The sequence below is a fragment of the Mesorhizobium sp. WSM4847 genome, assembly GCF_055811335.1.
Map to the genome: position 1 here is coordinate 174,427 of NZ_JBVVPY010000008.1, position 21,597 is coordinate 196,023.

A 21,597-nucleotide genomic window follows, 5' to 3' on the forward strand; every position below is an offset into this window, starting at 1 on the left:
GTAGAGAAGGATACAGATGCCGGACTCGGATGCGGCGATACCTCGAATTGCTCTCATTTCAACCCACGGCTACGTAGCAGCCAACCCGCCACTGGGCGCGGCCGATACCGGCGGACAGGTGGTCTATGTCCTGGAACTTGCCAAAAAGCTGGCCCAGTTGGGTTATGCCGTCGATATCTGGACGCGACGATTTGAAGACCAGCCTCCTGTCGATGAAGTGGCCGACGGGGTTCGCGTCCTGCGTGTCGCCTGTGGCGGACCCAATTTTATTCCGAAGGAATATCTCCACCGCCACCTTCTCGAGTGGTGTGAAAACGCGCTGCGCCTGATTCGCCGGGAAAATCTCTCCTACGACTTCATCAACAGTCACTACTGGGATGCCGGCGTGGCGGGGCAGCGGCTGTCCGAAGCGCTCAATATCCCGCACATCCATACGCCGCATTCGCTTGGCATATGGAAGCAGCGCCAGATGAAGACCGACTACCCTGACAAGGCCGATACGTTCGAGGCCGAGTTCAATTTCAGCGAGCGCATAAAGCACGAGACGATCATCTATCGAAGCTGCGCCATGGTGATCGCAACAACGCCGCCGCAGGTCGACATGCTGGTCGAGGACTACAGCCTCGAGCGCGACCGCGTGCACATGATCCCGCCCGGTTACGACGACAACCGGTTCTTCCCCGTCAGCGAGGCGTCTCGTCGGTTGATCCGCCATCGGCTCGGCTTCGAAGGGCGAACGGTCCTAGCGCTCGGCCGGCTCGCCACCAACAAGGGCTACGACCTGCTGATCGATGCGTTTTCCGTGGTGGCGCCGCGTGTGCCGGATGCGGTCCTGAGGCTCGCTGTCGGCGGCGAGAACATGGACGAGCAGGAACAGAAGATCCTCAACCAGCTCAAGCAACAGGTCGAACAGCTAGGCTTGCAGGATCGTGTCGTCTTCTCCGGCTATGTTGCCGACGAGGACCTGGCCGACACCTATCGGGCGGCGGACATGTTCGTCCTGTCGAGCCGCTACGAGCCGTTCGGCATGACCGCGATCGAGGCAATGGCTTGCGGAACGCCGACCGTGGTTACGATCCATGGCGGCCTCTATCGCGGGATCAGCTATGGCCGGCATGCGCTTTTTGGCGATCCGTTCGACAAGGAAGATCTCGGCATCACCATCGTCAAGCCGATGAAGCACCAGCGCCTCTACGGCCGTCTGGGCCGCATGGGCGCGCACAAGGCGCGCAGCCTGTTCACCTGGACAGGCATCGCGCAGCAACTGGTCAGCCTTGTCGAAGGACGTCCGGTGCTGAAGGCGGTCGACGACCATGATTGGGACGAGCCGTGGAACGACGGCGATTGAAACCGATCGCGCTTTTGTCGAGTGATCTCGACGGGACCCTGGCTGGCGATGCGCCGGCGACGTCACGCTTTCGGTTGAAATGGGAGGCGCTCGATCCCGAGCACCGGCCGGTTCTCGTTTACAACAGCGGTCGCCTGGCCGACGATATCTTGAACTTCGTCGACGAAGTCGCCCTGCCGGCGCCGGACTATGTGATCGGCGGTGTCGGCACGATGCTCGCCGGTCCGCGGCACACCTCGCTCCCCGCACACTTTACTGATTTGGGGCATTTTACCCAAAGATTTTCGGAAGGCTGGTCGCTTGAAAAGATCGATGCGGTGCTCGGGTCGCTCAAAGACACCGTCCGCCAACCCGACGGCTATCAGCACGCCTTCAAATCGAGCTGGTACCTGCTCGACGCAAGTCCGGAAGCCCTTGCCAGCATCGAGCGTGCTTTGGCCGAGGCCGGCCTGTCGGTGACGATGGTTTATTCGAGCGGACGCGATCTCGACATCCTGCCGCGCTCAGCAGACAAGGGCCAGGCGCTGGCCTGGCTCTGCAATGAGCTCGGCATCGGCCTCGATGAGGTGGTCGTCGCCGGCGATACCAACAATGATCGCAGCATGTTCGAGCTGCCCGGTGCGCGCGGGATTGTCGTTGCCAATGCCCTTCCCGAACTGCTTGACATGGCGCGGGCCAACCCGCTGATCTACAGCGCCAAGGGACAGTTCGCCCTTGGCGTCGTCGAAGGCCTCGTTCATTGGTCGGTGTTTGCGGACGCCCGATCCTGAGCTGGAAATATTTATCTCGTTGTCACGGTTTGAGGGCCCACACCGTCGCGTGTAGAATGGCGCCAGTTTCGGCGATGAGACGTGCCGATTGCACCGGCTCAAACCCGCTGATCCGTTTCGTGCCGGCCCAACGACCGCGATCCGCAAAAACCTCGATCGATCCGTAGTCGAGGAATATCCGCAGCCGTTTTGGACGGGCTCCCTTGGCAATATAGTGAGGGGATGCCGCTGCGTCGTCTCCATGACGAATGGCAAGTCCCTCGTCATCGACGACAACCTCGAGCCGGACGGTTGGATGTTGCAGCTTCAAGTGGAAATGGGCACCCGGGTTTTCCAGCTCGAACAGGATTTCGACGGCGCCGTTGATAAAGCTTACCTGCTCTCCGGCTGCGAGGCGTGTCCGGTCCAGAATATGGCTCCGCAGGCTCTCGGCAGCGCCGATGGGCGGGGTGTGCAACTCGCCTGCAGACAGATGGATATTGCGAGGCAATGTCATGGCTGTGGGGAAATCGATTGCCGGCCCGGTGTCGGCCCAGTTGGCAAGCCAGCCTATACCAACAATGGCATCGCCGTCGGCGAAGGCCTGGAAGGCGTAATTATCCGTCCCGAAGTCCAGTTCCTGTTCGAATTCCTTGGCAAAGGTCCGACCATCGAACCAGCCGACAATGGCCATTGTCAGGTTCTTGCGCCGGGTCGACTGGTCTTCACTGTTCATCAGCCCGAGAATCAGGATCCAGCGCGTCGCTGGGTCGGTCGCAGGCCCGTCGAGCGGCAGCAGACAGGGACATTCGATCGCCGTCGTCCGATAGTGTTTCTCGACCAGAAGCTTGCCGACATACGTCCAGCCGGTGGCGGCCGTATGGTCACGGGTTTCGTAGAGCAGGACAACGCCGCCTTCATCGCTCTGGCTGCCCAGCAGCATTTTCCAAAGGCCATCCGGTCCCCTGAAGACGTATGGGTCACGAAAATCCGCTGTCAATCCCTGGTCAAGCGGGCGGTATGGCAGGATGACGTGCGCGTCTCCCGCCATGATGAGGTCGCTGGAAGTGGCCGTGAGTTGGATCTGCTGTTCCGGGATACGGTCCTGTACCTGCTCGGTGAAAAAGACGCGAATGCCCGGGCCATCGGCAAGCGGGATGGCCGAGCCGGAATAGGCGCCGCCCCGTTTGTCGGGCCTGGCGGTGAGATCTTCCGACGGAAACAGGAAGATTGGCATGTGACGCCACCGCAAATAATCCGAAGAGACGGCGTGCCCCCAATGCATCGTGTTCCAGCGAAGGCCATGCGAATAATGCTGATAGAACAGATGTGGGCGGCCTCCAAACCGGCCAAATCCGTTCGGATCGTTCATCCAGCCGAACGGCGGACGAAAATGATAGCTGTCGGGGATGTTCGGTGGGGCATTTCCCGGATTGGTGTGGAGAACTGTAATGCCTGTCTCCAGCACGTCGGCCAATGCGAACCAGTAGGCAACCGAAACCGAGGTCTGATCCGCATCGTAATCCAGTTCGACACTCCCGCCGCCGAAGACGTGAAAAATTCTGAATTCATGCTCTTCGGCGTTCGCGACGCTCACCTCGCCGAACTTGCCGCGAACGTTGGAAAACGACAGCGAGCCTGGAACGTCCGGCCTGGTCGCCTTGAGCCAGATATGGAAGGTGGCGTTGACCGGCAGATCGGCATGCAGGCTTCGAATGGTGTTCCCGGCCGCAATCCTTACCTGGCTGTCACTCATAAATAGGGCTCCGTTGCGTGCGGCCTTCCCAGGCAAAACCGGATGCTCGACCTGGAATGCATTGCAGAAGGTTAAGGCTGGATTTTGACTTTGGCAAAGTCATTCCCCAGGATCGACAGTCCTTGAGGTCAATCGCCGCACGGATCGCCGCCTGCAACTGCTGAACTCGCGGCGTAATAAGGTTGACGGCTCGCAGAGCATGATTGCATTGTCCGACGGCGCAACACCTTCTCTTTTCCGCGGGTTTCGACCCGCGGCGCAATCCCGTGCAGCCATTGTCCAGATCGGCCAACCAGTTGTCCGCATACGATGGAACGACGAACGGGACCCCGCCCGTCCGGACCGACTGCCGGGTTGGATCGGACCGTCGGTCCTGCGCTATGATTGAAAGCTGGATTTAGGAGGAGCTCATGGCCATCGGCGCTGACACCAAAGGCGTCTACACCATTGCCCCGACGCCGTTCGAGGCGGATGGCAAGATCGACTGGGAATCGCTTGATTCGATGGTCGATTTCTACGAGCGCTGCGGCGTCGATGGGATGACAATCCTCGGCATCATGGGTGAGGCCCCGAAGCTCGACGCCGGCGAATCGATCGAGATCGTCAAACGTGTCGTGGCGCGCACTAGGCTGCCGGTCATCGTCGGCGTCTCCGCCCCTGGCTTCGCCGCCATGCGCAGCCTTGCGCGCGCCGCGATGGAGCTTGGCGCGCAGGGCGTGATGATCGCGCCGCCGCCGGCGCTGCGCACCGACGACCAGATCGTCACCTACTTCCGCAACGCATCCGAAGCGGTCGGCGAGGATGTTCCTTTCGTCCTGCAGGATTATCCGCTGACCCTCTCGGTGATCATGACGCCGGCCGTCATCCGCCGCATCGTCACCGACAACCCGGCCTGCTTCATGCTCAAGCACGAGGACTGGCCGGGCCTGGAGAAGATCAGCGCGCTGCGCGACTTCCAGAAGGACGGCTCGCTGCGGCCGCTGTCGATCCTTACCGGTAATGGCGGCCTCTTTCTCGACTTCGAGATGGAGCGCGGCGCCGACGGCGCGATGACCGGCTATGCCTTCCCCGATATGCTGGTCGACATGGTGAAACTGTCCGCCGCCGGCGAGCGCGACAAGGCGCACGATCTTTTCGACGCCCACCTGCCCTATCTGCGCTATGAGCAGCAACCCGGCGTGGGGCTTGCGGTACGAAAATATGTGATGATGAAGCGCGGCGCCATCGCGTCGGACGCCCAGCGCAAGCCGGGCAGTGCATTGTCGGCGGCGGCCAGACAAGAGGTCGATTATTTGCTCATGCGGCTGGAAAGTCGCGTCCGCAAACAAGCCTTGAGATAATGCACTAGCGGGCTATTTTGCCGCGCAATCACATCAATATACAGCCGCTTGCGTGGAAAGCGCATTTTTCGCCGAGCATTCCCACGTGTCCGTTTCGCGGCACGGTTCGGTCTTTGAAGCAGCTGGCATATGATGGCGGGTCAAACCACGCGGTCAGGGCGCGGCATTCCGCATCCAAACAGCAACGGGTTCGCGCAGTGTTCAGTTTGCACAAGCAGTCTTGGAAGGACTGCAGGGAAACAAAAAACGCACAATAAAAATAACAGCTTATTGGATAAAGCTGGTGCGGTCGAGAAGACTCGAACTTCCACGGGTTGCCCCACAGCGACCTCAACGCTGCGCGTCTACCAATTCCGCCACGACCGCACGTGGTAGGAGCCGGAACGAACCGGCTCGCGGCGTGTAGCAAATCGTTTCCAGCGAAACAAGGGCGCGTCGCGCAATAATTGCCCGGGCTTCGGCATAACCCTCCAAAGAGCTGAAACGCGCTCGCAACTGGACGTTTCACCCGATTGCCGCCATATGTGAGGCGACACGAGACACACCATGACAGAACGCAGCCAGATCGCCACGTCGTTCCTGCCCCTGCCCGGTTCGGCGCCGGTCGAATGGCGGATCGAACCCGGCCTCACCGCCTATCCGGATGCGCTTGCCGTGATGGAGGCGCGTGCCGAAGCGATCCGAGGCGGCGCCGCCGGCGAGATGGTCTGGCTGGTCGAGCACCCGCCGCTCTACACCGCCGGCACCAGCGCCCGCATCGAGGACCTGATCGAGCCCGAACGTTTTCCGGTGTTCGCGGCGGGACGCGGCGGCGAATATACCTATCATGGGCCGGGCCAGCGGGTCGCTTATGTGATGCTCGACCTGAAGCGGCGGCGCGAGGATGTCCGCGCCTTCGTCGCGGCACTTGAACAATGGATCATCGGCACGCTGGCCGCTTTCAACGTGCGCGGCGAACGGCGCGAGAACCGTGTCGGCGTCTGGGTGGTGCGGCCGGATCGCCCCGCCCTGCCCGACGGATCGCTCGCCGAGGACAAGATCGCCGCCATCGGCATCAGGCTGAGGCGCTGGGTGAGCTTTCACGGCATCGCCATCAATGTCGAGCCGGATCTCAGCCACTTCAGCGGCATCGTGCCGTGCGGTGTGCAGGACCACGGCGTCACCAGCCTCGTCGACCTCGGCCTTCCCCTGGCAATGGCCGATCTTGATCTCGCGCTGAAATCCGCCTTCGAGGATGTCTTCGGACCCACCGCAGTTCCGCTTGTCGAAACGGCCCGCAAGGCCGGCTGACAAGGCGGCGCTGAACCGCAGAGCTCCGACGCAGCCCCTCACCCGTGAAGAACGGGCGCGCTGCCTCACATCGCTCCGATCCAGATCGCCATGGAAATGAGAAACGTGCTCATGCACACCAGTGACACGACATCCTGAACAAGACCGGTCATAACGCTCTCCTGTTTTCAGTATGTTCGCATTTTGTTCTGATTTTGTTCGAATGTCAACGGCCTCAGTCAGAGCGTGTCGCGAAATTCGGGCGCTCAGTTCGGCACGGTTAAGGAAAGGTTGAGATCGGATTTCACTGTTTCCGCGCTGGCTGCGCGTGGGGAGATGCAGCCAGACAGCACACCTAGAGCGGAACAACCTTGCCGTCGGCCAGCGTGACGCGACGGTCCATGCGCGAGGCAAGCTCGTGATTGTGGGTGGCGATCAGCGCCGCCAGGCCCGACTGCCGGACCAACGCCCCCAGTGCCTCGAACACATAGGAGGCGGTGACCGGGTCGAGGTTGCCTGTCGGCTCGTCGGCCAGCAGCACCAGCGGCGCATTGGCGACGGCGCGGGCGATGGCGACGCGCTGTTGCTCGCCGCCGGACAGTTCGGACGGCCGGTGCTGCGCGCGTTTGCCGATCTGCATGTAGTCGAGCAGTTGCGCCGACCGCTCGGCAGCCTCCTTGCGCGTCAGCCCTTTTATCAGTTGCGGCATCATGATGTTTTCCAGCGCCGTGAACTCGGGCAGCAGGTGATGGAACTGATAGACGAAGCCGACATCGTTGCGGCGGATCGCCGTTCGCTCGTCGTCGGAAAGCCGCCCGCAGGCGCGGCCGGCCAGAATGACATCGCCGGCGTCCGGCCGCTCCAGCAGTCCGGCGGTGTGCAACAGCGTCGATTTGCCGGTGCCCGAAGGCGCCACCAGCGCCACGATCTCCCCGCGCTTCAACGAAAAATCGGCGCCGTTGAGGATGGTCAGCTTGCGCGGCCCCTGGACATAATGCCGCTCGACGCTCTTCAGCTCGATAATGGCATCGGCCATCATTCGTACCTCAGCGCTTCGACCGGATCGAGCCTGGCCGCGCGCCATGCCGGAAACAGCGTCGCCAGGAACGACAGCACCAGCGCCATCAGCACCACCGAGATCGTCTCGCTGGCGTCCATGCGGGCAGGCAACTGGCTCAGGAAATAGAGCTCGGGATTGAACAGCCTTTCGCCGGCCAGCCAGGAGAAGAACTGGCGAATGCGCTCGACGTTCAGGCAGATGACGACGCCGAGCAGGACGCCGGCGAGGGTGCCCACCACGCCGATCGCCGCCCCCGTCATCAGGAAGATGCGCAGGATCGCGCCGCGCGTGGCGCCCATGGTGCGCAGGATGGCGATATCGTGGCCCTTGTCCTTGACCAGCATGATCAGCCCCGAAATGATGTTGAGCGCGGCAACCAGCACGATCAGCGTCAGGATCATGAACATGACGTTGCGCTCCACTTGCAGCGCATCGAAGAATGTCCGGTTTCGTTCTCGCCAGTCGACCATGGTTATCGGCCGCTGCGATGCCTCCTCGACCTTCGGCTTCAGCGCGTCGACATTGTCGGGATTGTCGACATAGATCTCGATCGCCTGGGCCCGGCCATCCATGTTGAAATAGAGCTGCGCTTCCGAAAACGGCATGTAGACGATGGAGCTGTCATATTCCGACATGCCGACCTCGAAGATCGCCGTGATCGGGTAACCCTTCATGCGCGGTGTCGTGCCGAGCGGCGTGACATCGCCGTCGGGGGCGATAAGCGTGATGGTGTCGCCGAGCACAAGACCAAGATTGTCGGCCATGCGGCTGCCGATGGCGACGCCCTCGCCTGTGTCGAAGCCGGCGATCGAGCCCTGCTGGATATTGTTGGCGACGATTGAAATCTTGCCCAGGTCCTCGCCGCGTATGCCGCGCACCAGCGCCCCCGACCCGCCGCCGACATTGCCTTGCGCCAGCACCTGGCCGTCGATCAGCGGAATGGCGTATTGGACGCCGGGCACGCCGTTGATGCGGCCGGCGATCTGCGCATAGTCCTCCAGCGGCATGTCGAGCGGCTGCACGATCAGATGGCCGTTGACGCCGAGGATGCGCGTCAGAAGCTCGGCGCGAAAGCCGTTCATGACAGCCATCACGACGATCAGCGTGGCGACGCCCAGCATGATGCCGAGGAACGAGATCGAGGCAATGACGGAGATCACCGTCTCCTTGCGGCGCGAGCGCAGATAGCGCCACGCGACCATGCGTTCAAACACGGAAAAAGCTCCGGCGGCCATGGGTTTAGCTGCTGCCGCTCCACTCATCCGGCAAAACCGAAGCGTTTCTTCACGTCTTCGATCGGCAGCGTCTCACGCTCGCCGTTCCTGCGGTTCTTGATCTCGACCTCGCCGGCGGCCACGCCGCGCGGCCCGACGATCACCTGCCACGGCAGCCCGATCAGGTCGGCTGTGGCGAACTTGCCGCCCGGCCGCTGATCGGTGTCGTCGTAAAGCACGTCCTTGCCGACGGCGACAAACGCTGCATAGAGTTCATCGCAGATGCGGTCGCAGTCGGCGTCGCCGGCTTTCATATTGATCAGGCCGATGTCGAAAGGCGCCACCGCCTCCGGCCAGATGATGCCGTTGTCGTCGTGGCTGGCCTCGATGATCGCCGCGACCAGCCGCGTCGGGCCGATGCCGTAGGAACCTCCGGAAGCAAAATGATCCTTGCCGTCGGGCCCGGTCACCTTGGCGCCCATCGGCTTCGAATATTTGTCGCCGAAATGGAAGATGTGGCCGACCTCGATGCCGCGCGCCGAGACCCGGTCGCTTGTCGCGACCTTCTCCCACGCCGCCTCGTCGTGCATCTCGTCGGTCGCCGCATAAGGCGTCGTCCATTTCTTGACGATGTCGCCGATCTCGGCATCGTTGGAGAAGTCCGTGTCCGCCCCCGGCACATCAAGTGCGAGATAGTCGCGATGGCAATAGACCTGGCTCTCGCCGGTTTCGGCCAGGATGATGAATTCGTGGCTGAGGTCGCCGCCGATCGGCCCGGTATCGGCACGCATCGGGATTGCCTGCAGCCCCATGCGCGTGAACGTCCTGAGATAGGACACGAACATCCTGTTATAGGCCGCCCTGGCGCTTTCGAAGTCGAGATCGAAGGAATAGGCGTCCTTCATCAGGAACTCTCTGCTGCGCATGACGCCGAAGCGCGGCCGCACCTCGTCGCGGAATTTCCACTGGATGTGATAGAGATTGAGCGGCAGATCCTTGTAGGACTTCACATAGGCGCGGAAAATCTCGGTGACCACCTCCTCGTTGGTCGGTCCATAGAGCATGTCCCGATCCTGCCGGTCCTTGATGCGCAGCATCTCCTTGCCATAATCGTCATAGCGGCCGCTTTCGCGCCACAGCTCGGCCGACTGGATGGTCGGCATCAGGATCTCAAGCGCGCCGGCCCGGTCCTGCTCCTCGCGAACGATCCGGCAGACCTTGTCCAGCACCCTCTTGCCGAGCGGCAGCCAGGAAAAACTGCCTTGCCCCTGCTGGCGGATCATGCCGGCGCGCAGCATCAGCCGGTGCGAGACGATTTCGGCCTCGCGCGGATTTTCTTTAAGGATAGGCAGGAAATAGCGCGACAAACGCATGGACCGGTCCGTGAGAGAGAGGATTGCCGCACCGGAATCGGCGCAGCGCAGGCTTGCTTGCCCCGGCTTCATAGCCATTTCATGACGGAATGGAAACCCGCCCCCGCGCAACTGGGCGCCCGATGGGGCGTCGCAAAGGCGCCGCAGTGCCGCGTTCGCCTTGCTGGTCGTTTCGCAAGCAACGCCTGCCATACTATTGTGCAGTGCAGCACGAGATTGCTTATTTCCGGGCAAAATTCTGCGTGACATTTTCACCCGGCTTGGTCTAATGTGCGCCGATAAACGAGAGGGCGGAAAGAAATCTGCTCTCCTACGCGGTCAAAGTCTTGGGAGGATGCGATCTAGGCGCGGTTACTCGCTGCCGCCGGATACCGGAAACAGATCGGACGCGTTTAATTGCAAGGCCTCGTGCCTTGCATTTTTTTTGTGCAATCATTTGGTTAGCACGACAAATTGCTAAACCGCTTTACCTGGCGCCAGCACAGCCGGTTCGGAACCTGCATCGGCTTCCAGCCCGGATTGGTGCTCGCATGCAAGATGTGGCCAGCCGTACCCGGCGGTCTAGTTTTCGGGACTCCGGCTGAAATCCGGCACGATGTGCGGGATGTCGTCGATGCCGAGGCCGAGCCCCCGCGTCATGCCATAAAAGATGCCAAGTAGAACCAGCGTGACGATCGTCGTCCGCAGCACCGCGCGCAGCATATGCGGTCCGCGCGGCGCGCTGGATACCGTGCCCAGCGTCACGTCCTCATCCTCGTCCTGCGTCCTCAGGCTGAACGGCAGGATGGCGAACAGCACCACCCACCATGTGACGAAGAACAGGGCGAGAAATGAAACCCAGCTCATGCTTGCTCCAGTTCGACCAGCGTGCCGAAGAAATCCTTGGGATGCAGGAACAGCACCGGCTTGCCATGCGCGCCGGTCTTCGGGTTGCCGTCGCCGAGGACACGGGCGCCGCTGGCCTTGAGGTGATCTCGCGCGGCAAGAATGTCGTCGACCTCATAGCACAGATGATGCATGCCGCCCGATGGGTTCTTCTCGAGGAATGCCGCGATCGGCGAACCCTCACCAAGCGGCTCCAGCAATTCGATCTTGGTATTTCCGACATCGACGAACACCACCGTCACGCCATGCTCCGGCAGCGCCTGCGGCGCGGTCACCCGGGCGCCGAGCGTGTCGCGATAAGCCGCTGTCGCCGCAGCCAGATCCGGCACGGCAAGCGCGACATGGTTCAGGCGTCCAAGCATTGGTTTTCCTCAGGGCAGTAAGGCAATATGGGAGTAGGGAAAAACGACTTTCTCCCCCTACTGCCGTACTGCCCTACTCCCCTATTCCCTTACCTTGTGACGAACACCGTCACCAGCGGCTTCTTGCCCCAGGCTTCATTGGCGGCGCCACGGACGGCGCGGCGCACTGCCTCCTGCACGAGGTCGAGATCTCTTCGGCGCTGACGGGGGATGGAGTCCACGGCGCCGATTGCCGCATCCATCATCAGGTCCTCCAGGCTCTCGCCGCGGCCATCGGCCTCGGCGACGCCGATGGCGACCAGATCGGGATCGCCGGCGAGCTCATATTTGTCGTCGAGCACGACATTGACCGCGACATGGCCGGCGAAAGACAGCTTGCGCCGGTCGCGAATGCCCATCGCCTGGTCGGTGCCGATCAGCCTGCCGTCCTTGTAGATGCGGCCGAACGGCACCTGGTCGATGATCGCCGCCGCACCGGGATAGAGCCGCAGCATGTCGCCGTTGCGCACCTGCGCCACCTGGCCGATGCCGGACACCGACATCAGCGATCCCTGCGCCACCAGATGCGCCGCCTCGCCATGCACGGGAACGCCGATCTGCGGCCGCACCCATTCATACATCTTGCGCAGCTCGCTGCGGCGCGGATGGCCCGAGACATGCACCAGCGCATCACCGTCCTCGATGATCTTGACACCGAGATCGATCAGACGGTTCTTGATCTCAAGGATACCCTTCTCGTTGCCGGGAATGGTACGCGAGGAAAACACCACCGTATCGCCTGCCGTCAGCGACACCGATTTCATCTCCTCGCGCGACAGTTTCGCCAGCGCCGCAAGCGGCTCGCCCTGGCTGCCGGTGCAGATGATGACGAGGTTTTCGCGCGGGATGAAGCCAAAGTCCTCCTCGGCGATGAATTCGGGCAGCCCATCCATGTAGCCGAGTTCGCCGGCAACATCGATGACCCGCTTCAGCGAGCGGCCGAGCACCAGGCACTGCCGGCCGGCATCGCGTGCCGCCTTGGCAATGGAGACGATGCGTCCGACATTGGAGGAAAAGGTGGTGACCGCAACGCGGCCCTTGGCGCTCTGGATGACGCCCTTGAGGCCCTCGCCAACCGCGACTTCCGACGGCGACACCCCTTCCCGCAGCGCATTGGTGGAATCACAGATCAACGCCAGCACGCCCTTGTCGCCATAGGCGCGAAAGCGCGCCTCGTCGGTCAGCGGACCGATCGTCGGCGCCGGATCGATCTTCCAATCACCGGTGTGGATGACGGTGCCGGCCGGCGAGGTGATCGCCAGCGACATCGGCTCGGGAATCGAATGCGCGACCGGGATGGCCTCGATCTCGAACGGGCCGACGCTGAACTTTTCACCGGCGCGGTAGATCGTCACCGGGATCTTTGGTGCGCCCTGCTCGCCCTGCCGCTTGGCTTCCAGCAATCCAGCGCCGAACGGCGTCATCCAGACCGGCGCCTTGAGCTTCGGCCATGTGTCGAGCAGCGCGCCGTAGTGGTCCTCATGCGCGTGCGTGATGACGATGCCACGCAGATTGGCGATGTTCTCCTCGATGAAGCGCGTGTCAGGCAGCACCAGGTCGACGCCAGGCAGGCTGGCATCGGGAAAGGTCACGCCGACATCGACGACGATCCAGTCGCGCGCATTGGCCGGCCCGTAGCCATAGAGGGCGAAGTTCATGCCGATCTCGCCGACGCCGCCAAGCGGCACGAAGACGAGTTCGGCGTTTTCCGCTGTCGCCATGATCATTCCTTTCCTGGCCGGTCAACCCAAGCCCGTCAAACTCTGGGGCCAGTCAAACCTGAGCCCGTAAAAAACTTGGCCTGTCAAAACCTTGGCCTGCCAAACCTGGGGGGCCTGTCAAACCTGGGCCGACGCGACCGCACCGAAATGCACGTCGCCGGCGGCGATCGTCAGAACCGAACCCTCATCGTCGCGGATCACGAAACGGCAGTCCTCGTCAATGGTCTCGAACGTGCCACGCACCACATTACCGTCAATTCTGACAGCAACCTGCCCGCCAAGCCCTGCCGCACGCGCCAGCCAGCGCCGCCTGACGGCGGCCAGCCCGCGCCCATCGTTCCACAGCCGCGCATTCTCGCTCCAGGCATCCGACAGCGCCAGAAACAATGTCTCGGCATCGCAAGCAGCGCCCAGCGCGCCAAGCGATGTCGCGGGATAAGGCAAATCCTTGGGGTATGCCACCACATTGACACCGATGCCGACCGCCACCGCAAAGCGATCGCCTTCGAGTATCGCCGATTCCAGCAGGATGCCGGCAAGCTTGGCGCCGGAGGCAAGCACATCGTTCGGCCATTTCAGCTCGAAACGGTTTTTTCCATCGCTGCCGCCGTCGAGGCCGATTGCGATCCTGCCCTTCGGCACGACGGCGTCGAGCGCATCGGCCAGCGCCAGCCCGGCGACGAAGCCGAGCGTCGCGGCCAAGCGAAGCTCGGCATTGGTGACCACCAGCAGGGTCGCCGCCAGATTGCCCTCGGGCGTCGCCCAGACCCGGCCGCGCCGGCCACGCCCGCTTTCCTGTTTTTTCGAAACGACCCAGAGCTTGCCCGGATCTCCCGCCCGCGCACGGTCGAGCGCCAGCGCATTGGTCGAACCGACCGTGTCATGTGCCTCGAGCCGGAACCCTTCCGAGGCCGCTGTTGGAGCCAGCCGAAACGCCATCCCGTCAGAAGAATGTCTTGGCGGCGGCTTCGGCATAGGTGCCGATCGGCCCGCCGATCAGCACATAGAACAGCACGAAGGCGCCGCAGACGCCAAGCACGATGCGAAGCTCGGTCGCCATCGGCACGAAGCCGCCGACCGGTTCGTCGAACCACATGATCTTGATGATCCGCAGATAATAATAAGCGCCCACCACCGAGGCCAGCACGCCGATGATCGCCAGCGCGTAGAGGTTGGCGTTGATGGCGGCAAGGAACACGTACCATTTCCCCCAGAAGCCGGCGAGCGGCGGAATGCCGGCCAGCGAGAACATCAGGATGGTCAGGATCGTCGCCATGATCGGATTGGTCGATGACAGCCCGGCGAGATCGCCGATCTGTTCGACATTGCCTTCCTTGCGCCGCATGGCGAGGATGAAGGCGAAGGTGCCGAGCGTCATCACCAGATAGATCAGCATGTAGATGGCGACGCCGCGCACGCCGGCCTGGCTGTTGGCGGCGAGGCCGACCAGGGCGTAGCCCATATGGCCGATCGAGGAATAGGCCATCAGCCGCTTGATGTTGGTCTGGCCGATAGCCGCAAAGGCGCCGAGCAGCATCGAGGCGATCGAGATGAAGACGATGATCTGCTGCCAGTCGGCGGCGATCGGCTGGAAGGCGTCCATGGTGACGCGCACGATCAGCGCCATCGCCGCCATCTTCGGCGCCGCAGCGAGGAAGGCCGTCACCGGCGTCGGCGCGCCTTCATAGACGTCGGGCGTCCACATGTGGAACGGCACCGCCGATATCTTGAAGGCAAGGCCGGCCAGCACGAAGACCAGGCCGAAGACCAGGCCAAGCTGCCGCTCGCCGCCGCCAAGTGCTGCGGCGATCTCCTGGAAGCCGGTGTTGCCGGTGTAGCCGTAGACGAGGCTGATGCCGTAGAGCAGCATGCCCGACGACAGCGCGCCGAGAACGAAATATTTCAACCCCGCCTCGGTCGAGCGCAGATTGTCCCGGTTGATCGCCGCCAGCACGTAGATCGCCAGCGACTGCAGTTCGAGGCCGAGATAAAGCCCGATCATGCCGTTGGCCGAGATCATCAGCATCATGCCGAGCGTGCACAGCAGGATCAGCACCGGATACTCGAACTTGTCGAAATGCTCCGCCTTGGCGAAGCGCATCGACATGACCAGCGTCACCGCCGACCCGATCAGCGCCAGCACCTTCATGAAGCGGGCGAAGGGATCCTGGACGAAGGCTTCGCCGTAAGCGTTGCCCTGCCCGGTGGAAAGGATCGTCCAGAGGCCGGCAACCACCAGGACGGCGACGGCAAGGCCGCTGACCGTGGTGGTGGTGTTGGCGCGCGAATAGGCGCCGAGCATCAGCAGCGCCAGGGCGCCGACGGCGAGGATCAGCTCTGGCGTCGACAGCGACAGGCTGGAGAGAAGGTCCGGCGTCATGGTTCGCAAACCTCTCGGGTCAGTTCGCCGCCGCGGTCTGCGCGGTGTCGATGGATGCGGTGACATTGGTGACGAGCGCCTTGACCGATGCGGCGGTCGCGTCGAAGACCGGCGCCGGGTAGACGCCGAAGAAGATGACCAGCACGGCCAGCGGGTAGATGATCACCTTCTCGCGCGTCGACAGGTCGAGCAGGCCTTTCAGGCTGTCCTTGGTCAGCGCGCCGAAGATCACCCGGCGATACAGCCACAGCGCATAGGCCGCCGACAGGATGACGCCGGTGGCGGCGAAGAACGCCACCCAGGTGTTGACCCGGAACACGCCGAGCATGGTCAGGAACTCGCCGACGAAGCCGCTGGTGCCGGGCAGGCCGACATTGGCCATGGTGAAGATCATGAACACGGTGGCGTATTTCGGCATGTTGTTGACCAGCCCGCCATAGGCGTCGATGTCGCGCGTGTGCATGCGGTCGTAGATGACGCCGACGCACAGGAACAGCGCGCCGGAGACCAGGCCGTGCGACAGCATCTGGAAGATCGCCCCCTGGACGCCTTCCTGGTTCATCGCGAAGATGCCCATGGTGACGAAGCCCATATGGGCGACCGACGAATAGGCGATCAGCTTCTTCATGTCCTCCTGCATCAGCGCCACCAGCGAGGTGTAGATGATGGCGACGACGGACAGCGCGAAGACCAGCGGCGCAAACATCTCCGAGGCGATCGGAAACATCGGCAGGGAGAAGCGCAGGAAGCCATATCCGCCCATCTTAAGCAGGATGGCGGCCAGGATCACCGAACCGGCCGTCGGCGCCTCGACATGCGCGTCCGGCAGCCAGGTGTGCACCGGCCACATCGGCATCTTCACGGCGAAAGACGCGAAGAAGGCGAGCCATAGCCAGGTCTGCATGGAGGCCGGGAAGTTGTGCGTCAGGAGCGTCGGGATGTCGGTGGTGCCGGACTGGAAGAACATCGCCATGATGGCAAGCAGCATCAGCACCGAGCCGGCCAGCGTGTAGAGGAAGAACTTGAACGAGGCGTAGACGCGCCGCTTGCCGCCCCACACGCCGATGATGATGAACATCGGGATCAGGCCGGCCTCGAAGAAAACATAGAACAAGACGATGTCGAGCGCGCAGAACACGCCGATCATCAGCGTCTCCAGCAGCAGGAAAGCGATCATGTAGGCCTTGACGCGCTTCTCGATCGATTCCCACGAAGCCAGGATGCAGAGCGGCATCAGGAAGGTGGTCAGGATGACGAACAGCATGGAGATGCCGTCGACGCCCATATGGTAGGAGATGCCGGAATCCAGCCAGGCAAACTTCTCGACGAACTGGAAGCCGGGCTCCGCATTGTCGAAGCCGGTCCAGATGAACAGCGAGATGATGAAGGTGATACCAGTCGTCCACAAGGCAATGGCGCGGATGTTGCGGCGGGCATTCTCGCTGTCGTCATTGATCAGCAGAATGAACAGCACACCAACCAGCGGCAGGAAGGTGACCAGCGAGAGGATCGGCCAGGCGGTCATCAGAGCATCATCCAGGTGACGAATGCGGCAACGCCGATCAGCATGGCGAAGGCATAGTGATAAAGGTAGCCGGTCTGCAGCTTGACGACCCGGTTGGTGACGTCGACGACGCGCGCCGAAACCCCGTCAGGACCAAGTCCGTCGATCACGGTGCCGTCGCCGGTCTTCCACAGAAAATGGCCGAGGCGTTTTGCCGGCCGCACGAACAGGAAGTCGAAAAGCTCGTCGAAATACCACTTGTTGAGCAGGAAGGCGTAGAGCCCGCGATGCTGCGCCGCGAGGTTCTTCGGCATCTCCGGCGCGCGGATGTAGAATTGCCAGGCAATCGCAAAGCCGATCAGCATGGCGACGAACGGCGCCAGCTTCACCCAAAACGGCACTTCGTGGATATCGTGCAGGATGTGGTTGTCCGGCAGCGTGAACAGCGACGCCTTCCAGAACTCGGCATAGCCCTCGCCGATGAAGGCGCCATGGAAGATCACGCCGGCCAACAGCGCGCCGGCCGCCAGGATGTACAGCGGCACCAGCATGACCGGCGGCGATTCATGGACGTGGTGCATGACCTCGTGGCTCGCCCGCGGCTGGCCGTGGAAGGTCATGAAGATCAGCCGCCAGGAATAGAAGCTGGTGAAGCAGGCGGCGACGACCAGCAGCACGAAGGCAAGGCCGGCGACCGGATTGTGCGCGGCAAAGGCGCTTTCGATGATCGCGTCCTTGGAGAAGAAGCCGGCGGTGCCGATGACCGTCACCGGAATGCCGACGCCGGTCAGCGCCAGCGTGCCGATCACCATCATCCAGTAGGTCTTCGGAATGAGCGTTCTGAGGCCGCCCATCCTGCGCATGTCCTGCTCATCAGAGACGGCGTGGATCACCGAGCCCGAGCCGAGGAACAGCAGCGCCTTGAAGAAGGCATGCGTGAACAGATGGAAGATCGCCGCGCCATAGGCGCCGACGCCGAGCGCCACGAACATGTAGCCGAGCTGCGAGCAGGTCGAATAGGCGATGACGCGCTTGATGTCGTTCTGGACGAGGCCGACGGTCGCCGCGAAGAAGGCGGTGAAGGCGCCGATGAAGGTGACCACGATCAGCGCCGAATGCGACAGTTCGAACAGCGGCGACAGCCGCGCCAGCATGAACACGCCGGCCGTCACCATCGTGGCGGCATGGATGAGCGCCGAAACCGGCGTCGGGCCTTCCATGGCGTCCGGCAGCCAGGTGTGCAGCGGCACCTGCGCCGACTTGCCCATGGCGCCCATGAACAGCAAGAGGCAGACGACGGTCATCGCAGCCTGCTTGTCGAGCGCATAGCCGAGGAAGGTCAGCACGGCAGCGCCCTCCGGCGCGCCTTCGGCCGGAATGAACGTCGCCGCATTGGCGAAGATGGTGCCGAGATTGACCGAGCCGAACAGCACGAACACGCCGAAGATGCCGAGCGCGAAACCGAAATCGCCGACGCGGTTGACGACGAAGGCCTTGATCGCGGCGGCATTGGCCGACGGTTTCTTGTACCAGAAGCCGATCAGCAGATAGGAGGCGAGGCCGACGCCTTCCCAGCCGAAGAACATCTGCACGAGGTTGTCAGCCGTCACCAGCATCAGCATGGCGAAGGTGAACAGCGACAGATAGGCGAAGAAGCGCGGCCGGTTCGGGTCGTGATGCATGTAGCCGATCGAGTAGATGTGGACCAGCGCCGACACCGTGTTGACGACGACCAGCATCACCACCGTCAGCGTGTCGATGCGCAGCGCCCATGCCGCCTCTAGCCCGCCCGACTGGATCCAGCGCAGCACCGGCACGGTGAACACCTCGCCCTCGCCGAAGCCGACGGCGAAGAAGGCGACCCACGACAGCACGGCTGATATCACCAGGAAGCCGGAGGTGATGTATTCGGACGCCTTGGCGCCGAGCGACGTGCCGAACAGGCCGACGATCAGGAAGCCGAGCAGAGGAAGGAAGACGATGGCCTGATACATGGTGGTTTCCGTCAACCCTTCATCATGTTCACGTCTTCGACCGCGATCGAGCCGCGGTTGCGGAAGAAGACGACGAGAATGGCGAGGCCGATCGCCGCTTCAGCCGCTGCGACCGTCAGCACGAACAGCGCGAACACCTGTCCGACGAGATCGCCGAGTGCTGCTGAGAAGGCGACGAAATTGATGTTGACCGCGAGCAGGATCAGCTCGATCGACATCAGGATGACGATGATATTCCTGCGGTTGAGAAAAATGCCGAACACGCCGAGCGTGAACAGGATAGCCGATACGGTCAGATAATGTGCGATGCCGACGACCATCTCAGATTCCTTCGCCCGTCTTGACCTTGCGGATTTCCATCCCCGTTGCCGGCGTGCGGCCGACCTGTGCGGCGATCGACTGCCGTTTGATGCCCGGCTTGTGGCGCAGCGTCAGCACGATGGCGCCGATCATGGCGACCAGCAGCACAAGGCCGGCAATCTGGAAATAATAGAGGTAGTCGGTATAGAGGATGTCGCCGAGCGCTGCCGTGTTCGAGCGGGCGGCAAGGTCCGGAGTGGGTTTTGCAACCGTCGCCGCCAGTTGCGGCGCGAACGTATAGCCGCCAAGCACGACGATCAGCTCAGCCGCCAGGATCAGCCCGACCAGCGCGCCGATCGGCGCGTATTGCAGGGCGCCTTCCTTCATCTCGGCGAAATCGACGTCGAGCATCATGACGACGAACAGGAACAGCACCATGACCGCGCCGACATAGACGACGAGCAGGATCATCGCCAGGAACTCGGCGCCGGTCAGCATGAACAGGCCAGCGGCATTGAAGAAGGTCAGGATCAGGAACAGCACAGAATGCACGGGATTACGCGCCGAAATGACCATGAACGCCGACGCCACCGCGACAAAGGCGAAGAGGTAGAAAAAGGCCGCCTCTAGTCCATTCAGCATGGGTTCCCCCGGGTTCCTGTCCGAACAGGACGTTCGTCCTGTTCGATGTGTGGCTTGGCTCCGCCTCCGGTGCCGAAGCCGCGTGTTCCTTAAACGAGGCCTCTCGCCCCGTCCATGCGTCAAATGTCAGCGGTACGGCGCGTCCAGCGAGATGTTGCGCGCCAGTTCGCGCTCCCAGCGGTCGCCATTGGCCAAGAGCTTGTCCTTGTCGTAATAAAGTTCCTCGCGCGTCTCGGTCGCGAACTCGAAATTCGGCCCCTCGACGATGGCGTCGACCGGGCAGGCTTCCTGGCAGAAGCCGCAATAGATGCACTTCACCATATCGATATCATAGCGCACCGTGCGGCGGGTGCCGTCGTTGCGGCGCGGACCGGCCTCGATGGTGATCGCCTGCGCCGGACAGATCGCCTCGCACAATTTGCAGGCGATGCAGCGCTCCTCGCCGTTCGGGTAGCGGCGCAGCGCATGCTCGCCGCGGAAGCGCGGGCTGGTCGGCCCCTTTTCGTGCGGATAGTTGATCGTCTCCTTCGGCGCGAAGAACTGGCGCATCGACAGGAAGAAGGCGCTGACGAAATCCTGCAGCAGCAGGGATTTTGCGGCTTGGGCTAGAGCAGACATCACGCAAACCCCGTGATCTTGAGGAACGCGGCGACAATCACCACCATCGCCAGCGAGATCGGCAGGAAGACCTTCCAGCCGAGCCGCATCAGCTGGTCGTAGCGGTAGCGCGGCACGAAGGCCTTCACCATCGAGATCATGAAGAACACCAGGCAGACCTTGAGCACGAACCAGATCAGCCCCGGCACCCAGGTGAAGGGAGCGAAGTCGAAGGGCGGCAGCCAGCCGCCGAGGAACAGGATGGTGGCCAGCGCGCACATCAAGACGATGGCGACATACTCGCCGAGGAAGAACAGCAGGAACGGCGTCGACGAATATTCGACCATATGGCCGGCGACGAGTTCCGATTCGGCTTCCACCAGGTCGAAGGGCGGGCGGTTGGTCTCGGCCAGCGCCGAGATGAAGAAGATGACGAACATCGGGAACAGCGACAGCCAATGCCAGTCGAGGAAGGTGTTGGGCAGGCCAACCCTTGTGCCCAAGCCGTCCTGCTGCGACAGCACGATGTCGGACAGGTTGAGCGAGCCGACGCAAAGCAGCACTGTGACGATGACGAAACCGATCGAGACCTCGTAGGACACCATCTGCGCCGCCGAGCGCAGCGCGCCGAGGAACGGATATTTCGAGTTGGACGCCCAGCCGCCCATGATCACGCCATAGACCTCGAGCGAGGAGATGGCGAAGACATAGAGGATGCCGACATTGACGTTGGCGATCGCCCAGCCCTCATTGACCGGGATCACCGCCCAGGCCGAGATCGCCAGAACCGCCGAAACCAAGGGCGCCAGCAGAAAAACGCCCTTGTTGGCGCCGGACGGAATCACCGGCTCCTTGAACACGAACTTCAGAAGGTCGGCGAAAGCCTGCAGCGTGCCCCATGGGCCGACGACGTTCGGGCCGCGGCGCAGCTGCACCGCCGCCCAGATCTTGCGGTCCGCGTACAGGATGTAGGCGACGAAGATCAATAGCACGACGATCAGCACGACTGACTTCAGCAGGATGAGCAGCGCCGGCAGCACGTAGAAGGAGAAGAAGGTGTCCAT

19 protein-coding genes and 1 tRNA gene are annotated in these 21,597 nt (G+C 62.4%); 4 read left to right on the plus strand and 16 right to left on the minus strand.

Features of this window, described 5'->3' with window-relative positions; translation table 11 throughout:
- Positions 1-16: 16 nt before the first annotated feature.
- Positions 17-1,348, plus strand: a complete 1,332-nt coding sequence (locus AC0L28_RS14105; RefSeq protein WP_473478104.1) for a glycosyltransferase family 4 protein — start codon at positions 17-19, stop codon at positions 1,346-1,348.
- On the plus strand, positions 1,345-2,118 hold the full coding sequence (locus tag AC0L28_RS14110; protein ID WP_128173875.1) for an HAD-IIB family hydrolase: 774 nt from the start codon (positions 1,345-1,347) through the stop codon (positions 2,116-2,118). Before AC0L28_RS14105 ends, AC0L28_RS14110 begins: the two co-directional genes overlap by 4 nt.
- A gap of 22 nt (positions 2,119-2,140) precedes the next feature.
- Here the strand turns inward: AC0L28_RS14110 and AC0L28_RS14115 are convergent, their stop codons facing one another.
- On the minus strand, positions 2,141-3,853 hold the full coding sequence (locus AC0L28_RS14115; protein WP_473478106.1) for a GH32 C-terminal domain-containing protein: 1,713 nt from the start codon (positions 3,851-3,853) through the stop codon (positions 2,141-2,143).
- A 410-nt stretch (positions 3,854-4,263) separates the two neighbouring features.
- Between AC0L28_RS14115 and AC0L28_RS14120 the strand changes: the two genes are divergently transcribed.
- Positions 4,264-5,193, plus strand: coding sequence for a dihydrodipicolinate synthase family protein (locus AC0L28_RS14120; protein WP_128246485.1), 930 nt, complete (start codon positions 4,264-4,266; stop codon positions 5,191-5,193).
- A gap of 281 nt (positions 5,194-5,474) precedes the next feature.
- On the opposite strand, the gene AC0L28_RS14125 is transcribed toward AC0L28_RS14120, so the two are convergent.
- Positions 5,475-5,559 (minus strand) — tRNA-Leu (locus AC0L28_RS14125).
- Positions 5,560-5,739: 180 nt separating this feature from the next.
- Here AC0L28_RS14125 and lipB point away from each other — a divergent pair.
- Complete coding sequence (gene lipB / locus AC0L28_RS14130; protein ID WP_473478108.1) at positions 5,740-6,483, plus strand: lipoyl(octanoyl) transferase LipB; 744 nt, start codon at positions 5,740-5,742, stop codon at positions 6,481-6,483.
- Positions 6,484-6,817: 334 nt separating this feature from the next.
- On the opposite strand, the gene AC0L28_RS14135 is transcribed toward lipB, so the two are convergent.
- From AC0L28_RS14135 to nuoH, 14 genes are all read right to left on the minus strand, one after another.
- Positions 6,818-7,498: an ABC transporter ATP-binding protein gene (locus tag AC0L28_RS14135; protein ID WP_036269595.1), complete on the minus strand. Its 681-nt coding sequence runs from the start codon at positions 7,496-7,498 to the stop codon at positions 6,818-6,820.
- Positions 7,498-8,784: a lipoprotein-releasing ABC transporter permease subunit gene (locus tag AC0L28_RS14140; protein WP_023798872.1), complete on the minus strand. Its 1,287-nt coding sequence runs from the start codon at positions 8,782-8,784 to the stop codon at positions 7,498-7,500. The genes AC0L28_RS14135 and AC0L28_RS14140 overlap by 1 nt, the downstream gene beginning before the upstream one ends.
- Positions 8,781-10,109: a proline--tRNA ligase gene (gene proS / locus AC0L28_RS14145; protein WP_473478111.1), complete on the minus strand. Its 1,329-nt coding sequence runs from the start codon at positions 10,107-10,109 to the stop codon at positions 8,781-8,783. The genes AC0L28_RS14140 and proS overlap by 4 nt, the downstream gene beginning before the upstream one ends.
- 561 nt (positions 10,110-10,670) lie before the next feature.
- On the minus strand, positions 10,671-10,955 hold the full coding sequence (locus AC0L28_RS14150; RefSeq protein ID WP_473478113.1) for a DUF1467 family protein: 285 nt from the start codon (positions 10,953-10,955) through the stop codon (positions 10,671-10,673).
- Complete coding sequence (gene mce, locus AC0L28_RS14155; RefSeq protein WP_023798869.1) at positions 10,952-11,356, minus strand: methylmalonyl-CoA epimerase; 405 nt, start codon at positions 11,354-11,356, stop codon at positions 10,952-10,954. Before mce ends, AC0L28_RS14150 begins: the two co-directional genes overlap by 4 nt.
- An 89-nt stretch (positions 11,357-11,445) precedes the next feature.
- Positions 11,446-13,116, minus strand: a complete 1,671-nt coding sequence (locus tag AC0L28_RS14160) for a ribonuclease J (protein ID WP_473478116.1) — start codon at positions 13,114-13,116, stop codon at positions 11,446-11,448.
- Between the two features lie 117 nt (positions 13,117-13,233).
- On the minus strand, positions 13,234-14,055 hold the full coding sequence (locus tag AC0L28_RS14165) for a biotin--[acetyl-CoA-carboxylase] ligase (protein WP_128173882.1): 822 nt from the start codon (positions 14,053-14,055) through the stop codon (positions 13,234-13,236).
- 4 nt (positions 14,056-14,059) lie between these two features.
- The gene (gene nuoN, locus AC0L28_RS14170) at positions 14,060-15,496 is read right to left on the minus strand and encodes an NADH-quinone oxidoreductase subunit NuoN (RefSeq protein ID WP_023798866.1); all 1,437 of its coding nucleotides are present in this window, start codon (positions 15,494-15,496) and stop codon (positions 14,060-14,062) included.
- A 19-nt stretch (positions 15,497-15,515) separates the two neighbouring features.
- Complete coding sequence (locus AC0L28_RS14175) at positions 15,516-17,021, minus strand: NADH-quinone oxidoreductase subunit M (RefSeq protein ID WP_023798865.1); 1,506 nt, start codon at positions 17,019-17,021, stop codon at positions 15,516-15,518.
- Positions 17,021-18,994: an NADH-quinone oxidoreductase subunit L gene (gene nuoL, locus AC0L28_RS14180; RefSeq protein ID WP_023798864.1), complete on the minus strand. Its 1,974-nt coding sequence runs from the start codon at positions 18,992-18,994 to the stop codon at positions 17,021-17,023. Before nuoL ends, AC0L28_RS14175 begins: the two co-directional genes overlap by 1 nt.
- An 11-nt stretch (positions 18,995-19,005) precedes the next feature.
- Entirely contained in the window at positions 19,006-19,314 is a 309-nt protein-coding gene (gene nuoK / locus AC0L28_RS14185) for an NADH-quinone oxidoreductase subunit NuoK (protein WP_023798863.1), read from the minus strand.
- Position 19,315: 1 nt separating this feature from the next.
- The gene (locus AC0L28_RS14190) at positions 19,316-19,936 is read right to left on the minus strand and encodes an NADH-quinone oxidoreductase subunit J (protein ID WP_023798862.1); all 621 of its coding nucleotides are present in this window, start codon (positions 19,934-19,936) and stop codon (positions 19,316-19,318) included.
- A gap of 126 nt (positions 19,937-20,062) precedes the next feature.
- On the minus strand, positions 20,063-20,554 hold the full coding sequence (gene nuoI, locus AC0L28_RS14195) for an NADH-quinone oxidoreductase subunit NuoI (RefSeq protein WP_023798861.1): 492 nt from the start codon (positions 20,552-20,554) through the stop codon (positions 20,063-20,065).
- On the minus strand, positions 20,554-21,597 hold the full coding sequence (gene nuoH / locus AC0L28_RS14200; RefSeq protein ID WP_023798860.1) for an NADH-quinone oxidoreductase subunit NuoH: 1,044 nt from the start codon (positions 21,595-21,597) through the stop codon (positions 20,554-20,556). Before nuoH ends, nuoI begins: the two co-directional genes overlap by 1 nt.

Excerpts from the sequence above, each read along its gene's own strand:
- proS (WP_473478111.1), bottom strand. The coding sequence starts at position 10,109 with ATGCGTTTGTCGCGCTATTTCCTGCCTATCCTTAAAGAAAATCCGCGC.
- nuoL (WP_023798864.1), bottom strand. The coding sequence starts at position 18,994 with ATGTATCAGGCCATCGTCTTCCTTCCTCTGCTCGGCTTCCTGATCGTC.
- AC0L28_RS14150 (WP_473478113.1), bottom strand. The coding sequence starts at position 10,955 with ATGAGCTGGGTTTCATTTCTCGCCCTGTTCTTCGTCACATGGTGGGTG.
- AC0L28_RS14105 (WP_473478104.1), top strand. The coding sequence starts at position 17 with ATGCCGGACTCGGATGCGGCGATACCTCGAATTGCTCTCATTTCAACC.
- AC0L28_RS14160 (WP_473478116.1), bottom strand. The coding sequence starts at position 13,116 with ATGGCGACAGCGGAAAACGCCGAACTCGTCTTCGTGCCGCTTGGCGGC.
- mce (WP_023798869.1), bottom strand. The coding sequence starts at position 11,356 with ATGCTTGGACGCCTGAACCATGTCGCGCTTGCCGTGCCGGATCTGGCT.
- AC0L28_RS14135 (WP_036269595.1), bottom strand. The coding sequence starts at position 7,498 with ATGGCCGATGCCATTATCGAGCTGAAGAGCGTCGAGCGGCATTATGTC.
- nuoK (WP_023798863.1), bottom strand. The coding sequence starts at position 19,314 with ATGGTCGTCGGCATCGCACATTATCTGACCGTATCGGCTATCCTGTTC.
- AC0L28_RS14120 (WP_128246485.1), top strand. The coding sequence starts at position 4,264 with ATGGCCATCGGCGCTGACACCAAAGGCGTCTACACCATTGCCCCGACG.
- AC0L28_RS14115 (WP_473478106.1), bottom strand. The coding sequence starts at position 3,853 with ATGAGTGACAGCCAGGTAAGGATTGCGGCCGGGAACACCATTCGAAGC.
- AC0L28_RS14190 (WP_023798862.1), bottom strand. The coding sequence starts at position 19,936 with ATGCTGAATGGACTAGAGGCGGCCTTTTTCTACCTCTTCGCCTTTGTC.
- AC0L28_RS14175 (WP_023798865.1), bottom strand. The coding sequence starts at position 17,021 with ATGACCGCCTGGCCGATCCTCTCGCTGGTCACCTTCCTGCCGCTGGTT.
- AC0L28_RS14165 (WP_128173882.1), bottom strand. The coding sequence starts at position 14,055 with ATGGCGTTTCGGCTGGCTCCAACAGCGGCCTCGGAAGGGTTCCGGCTC.
- AC0L28_RS14140 (WP_023798872.1), bottom strand. The coding sequence starts at position 8,784 with ATGAGTGGAGCGGCAGCAGCTAAACCCATGGCCGCCGGAGCTTTTTCC.
- nuoI (WP_023798861.1), bottom strand. The coding sequence starts at position 20,554 with ATGTCTGCTCTAGCCCAAGCCGCAAAATCCCTGCTGCTGCAGGATTTC.
- nuoN (WP_023798866.1), bottom strand. The coding sequence starts at position 15,496 with ATGACGCCGGACCTTCTCTCCAGCCTGTCGCTGTCGACGCCAGAGCTG.
- lipB (WP_473478108.1), top strand. The coding sequence starts at position 5,740 with ATGACAGAACGCAGCCAGATCGCCACGTCGTTCCTGCCCCTGCCCGGT.
- nuoH (WP_023798860.1), bottom strand. The coding sequence starts at position 21,597 with ATGGACACCTTCTTCTCCTTCTACGTGCTGCCGGCGCTGCTCATCCTG.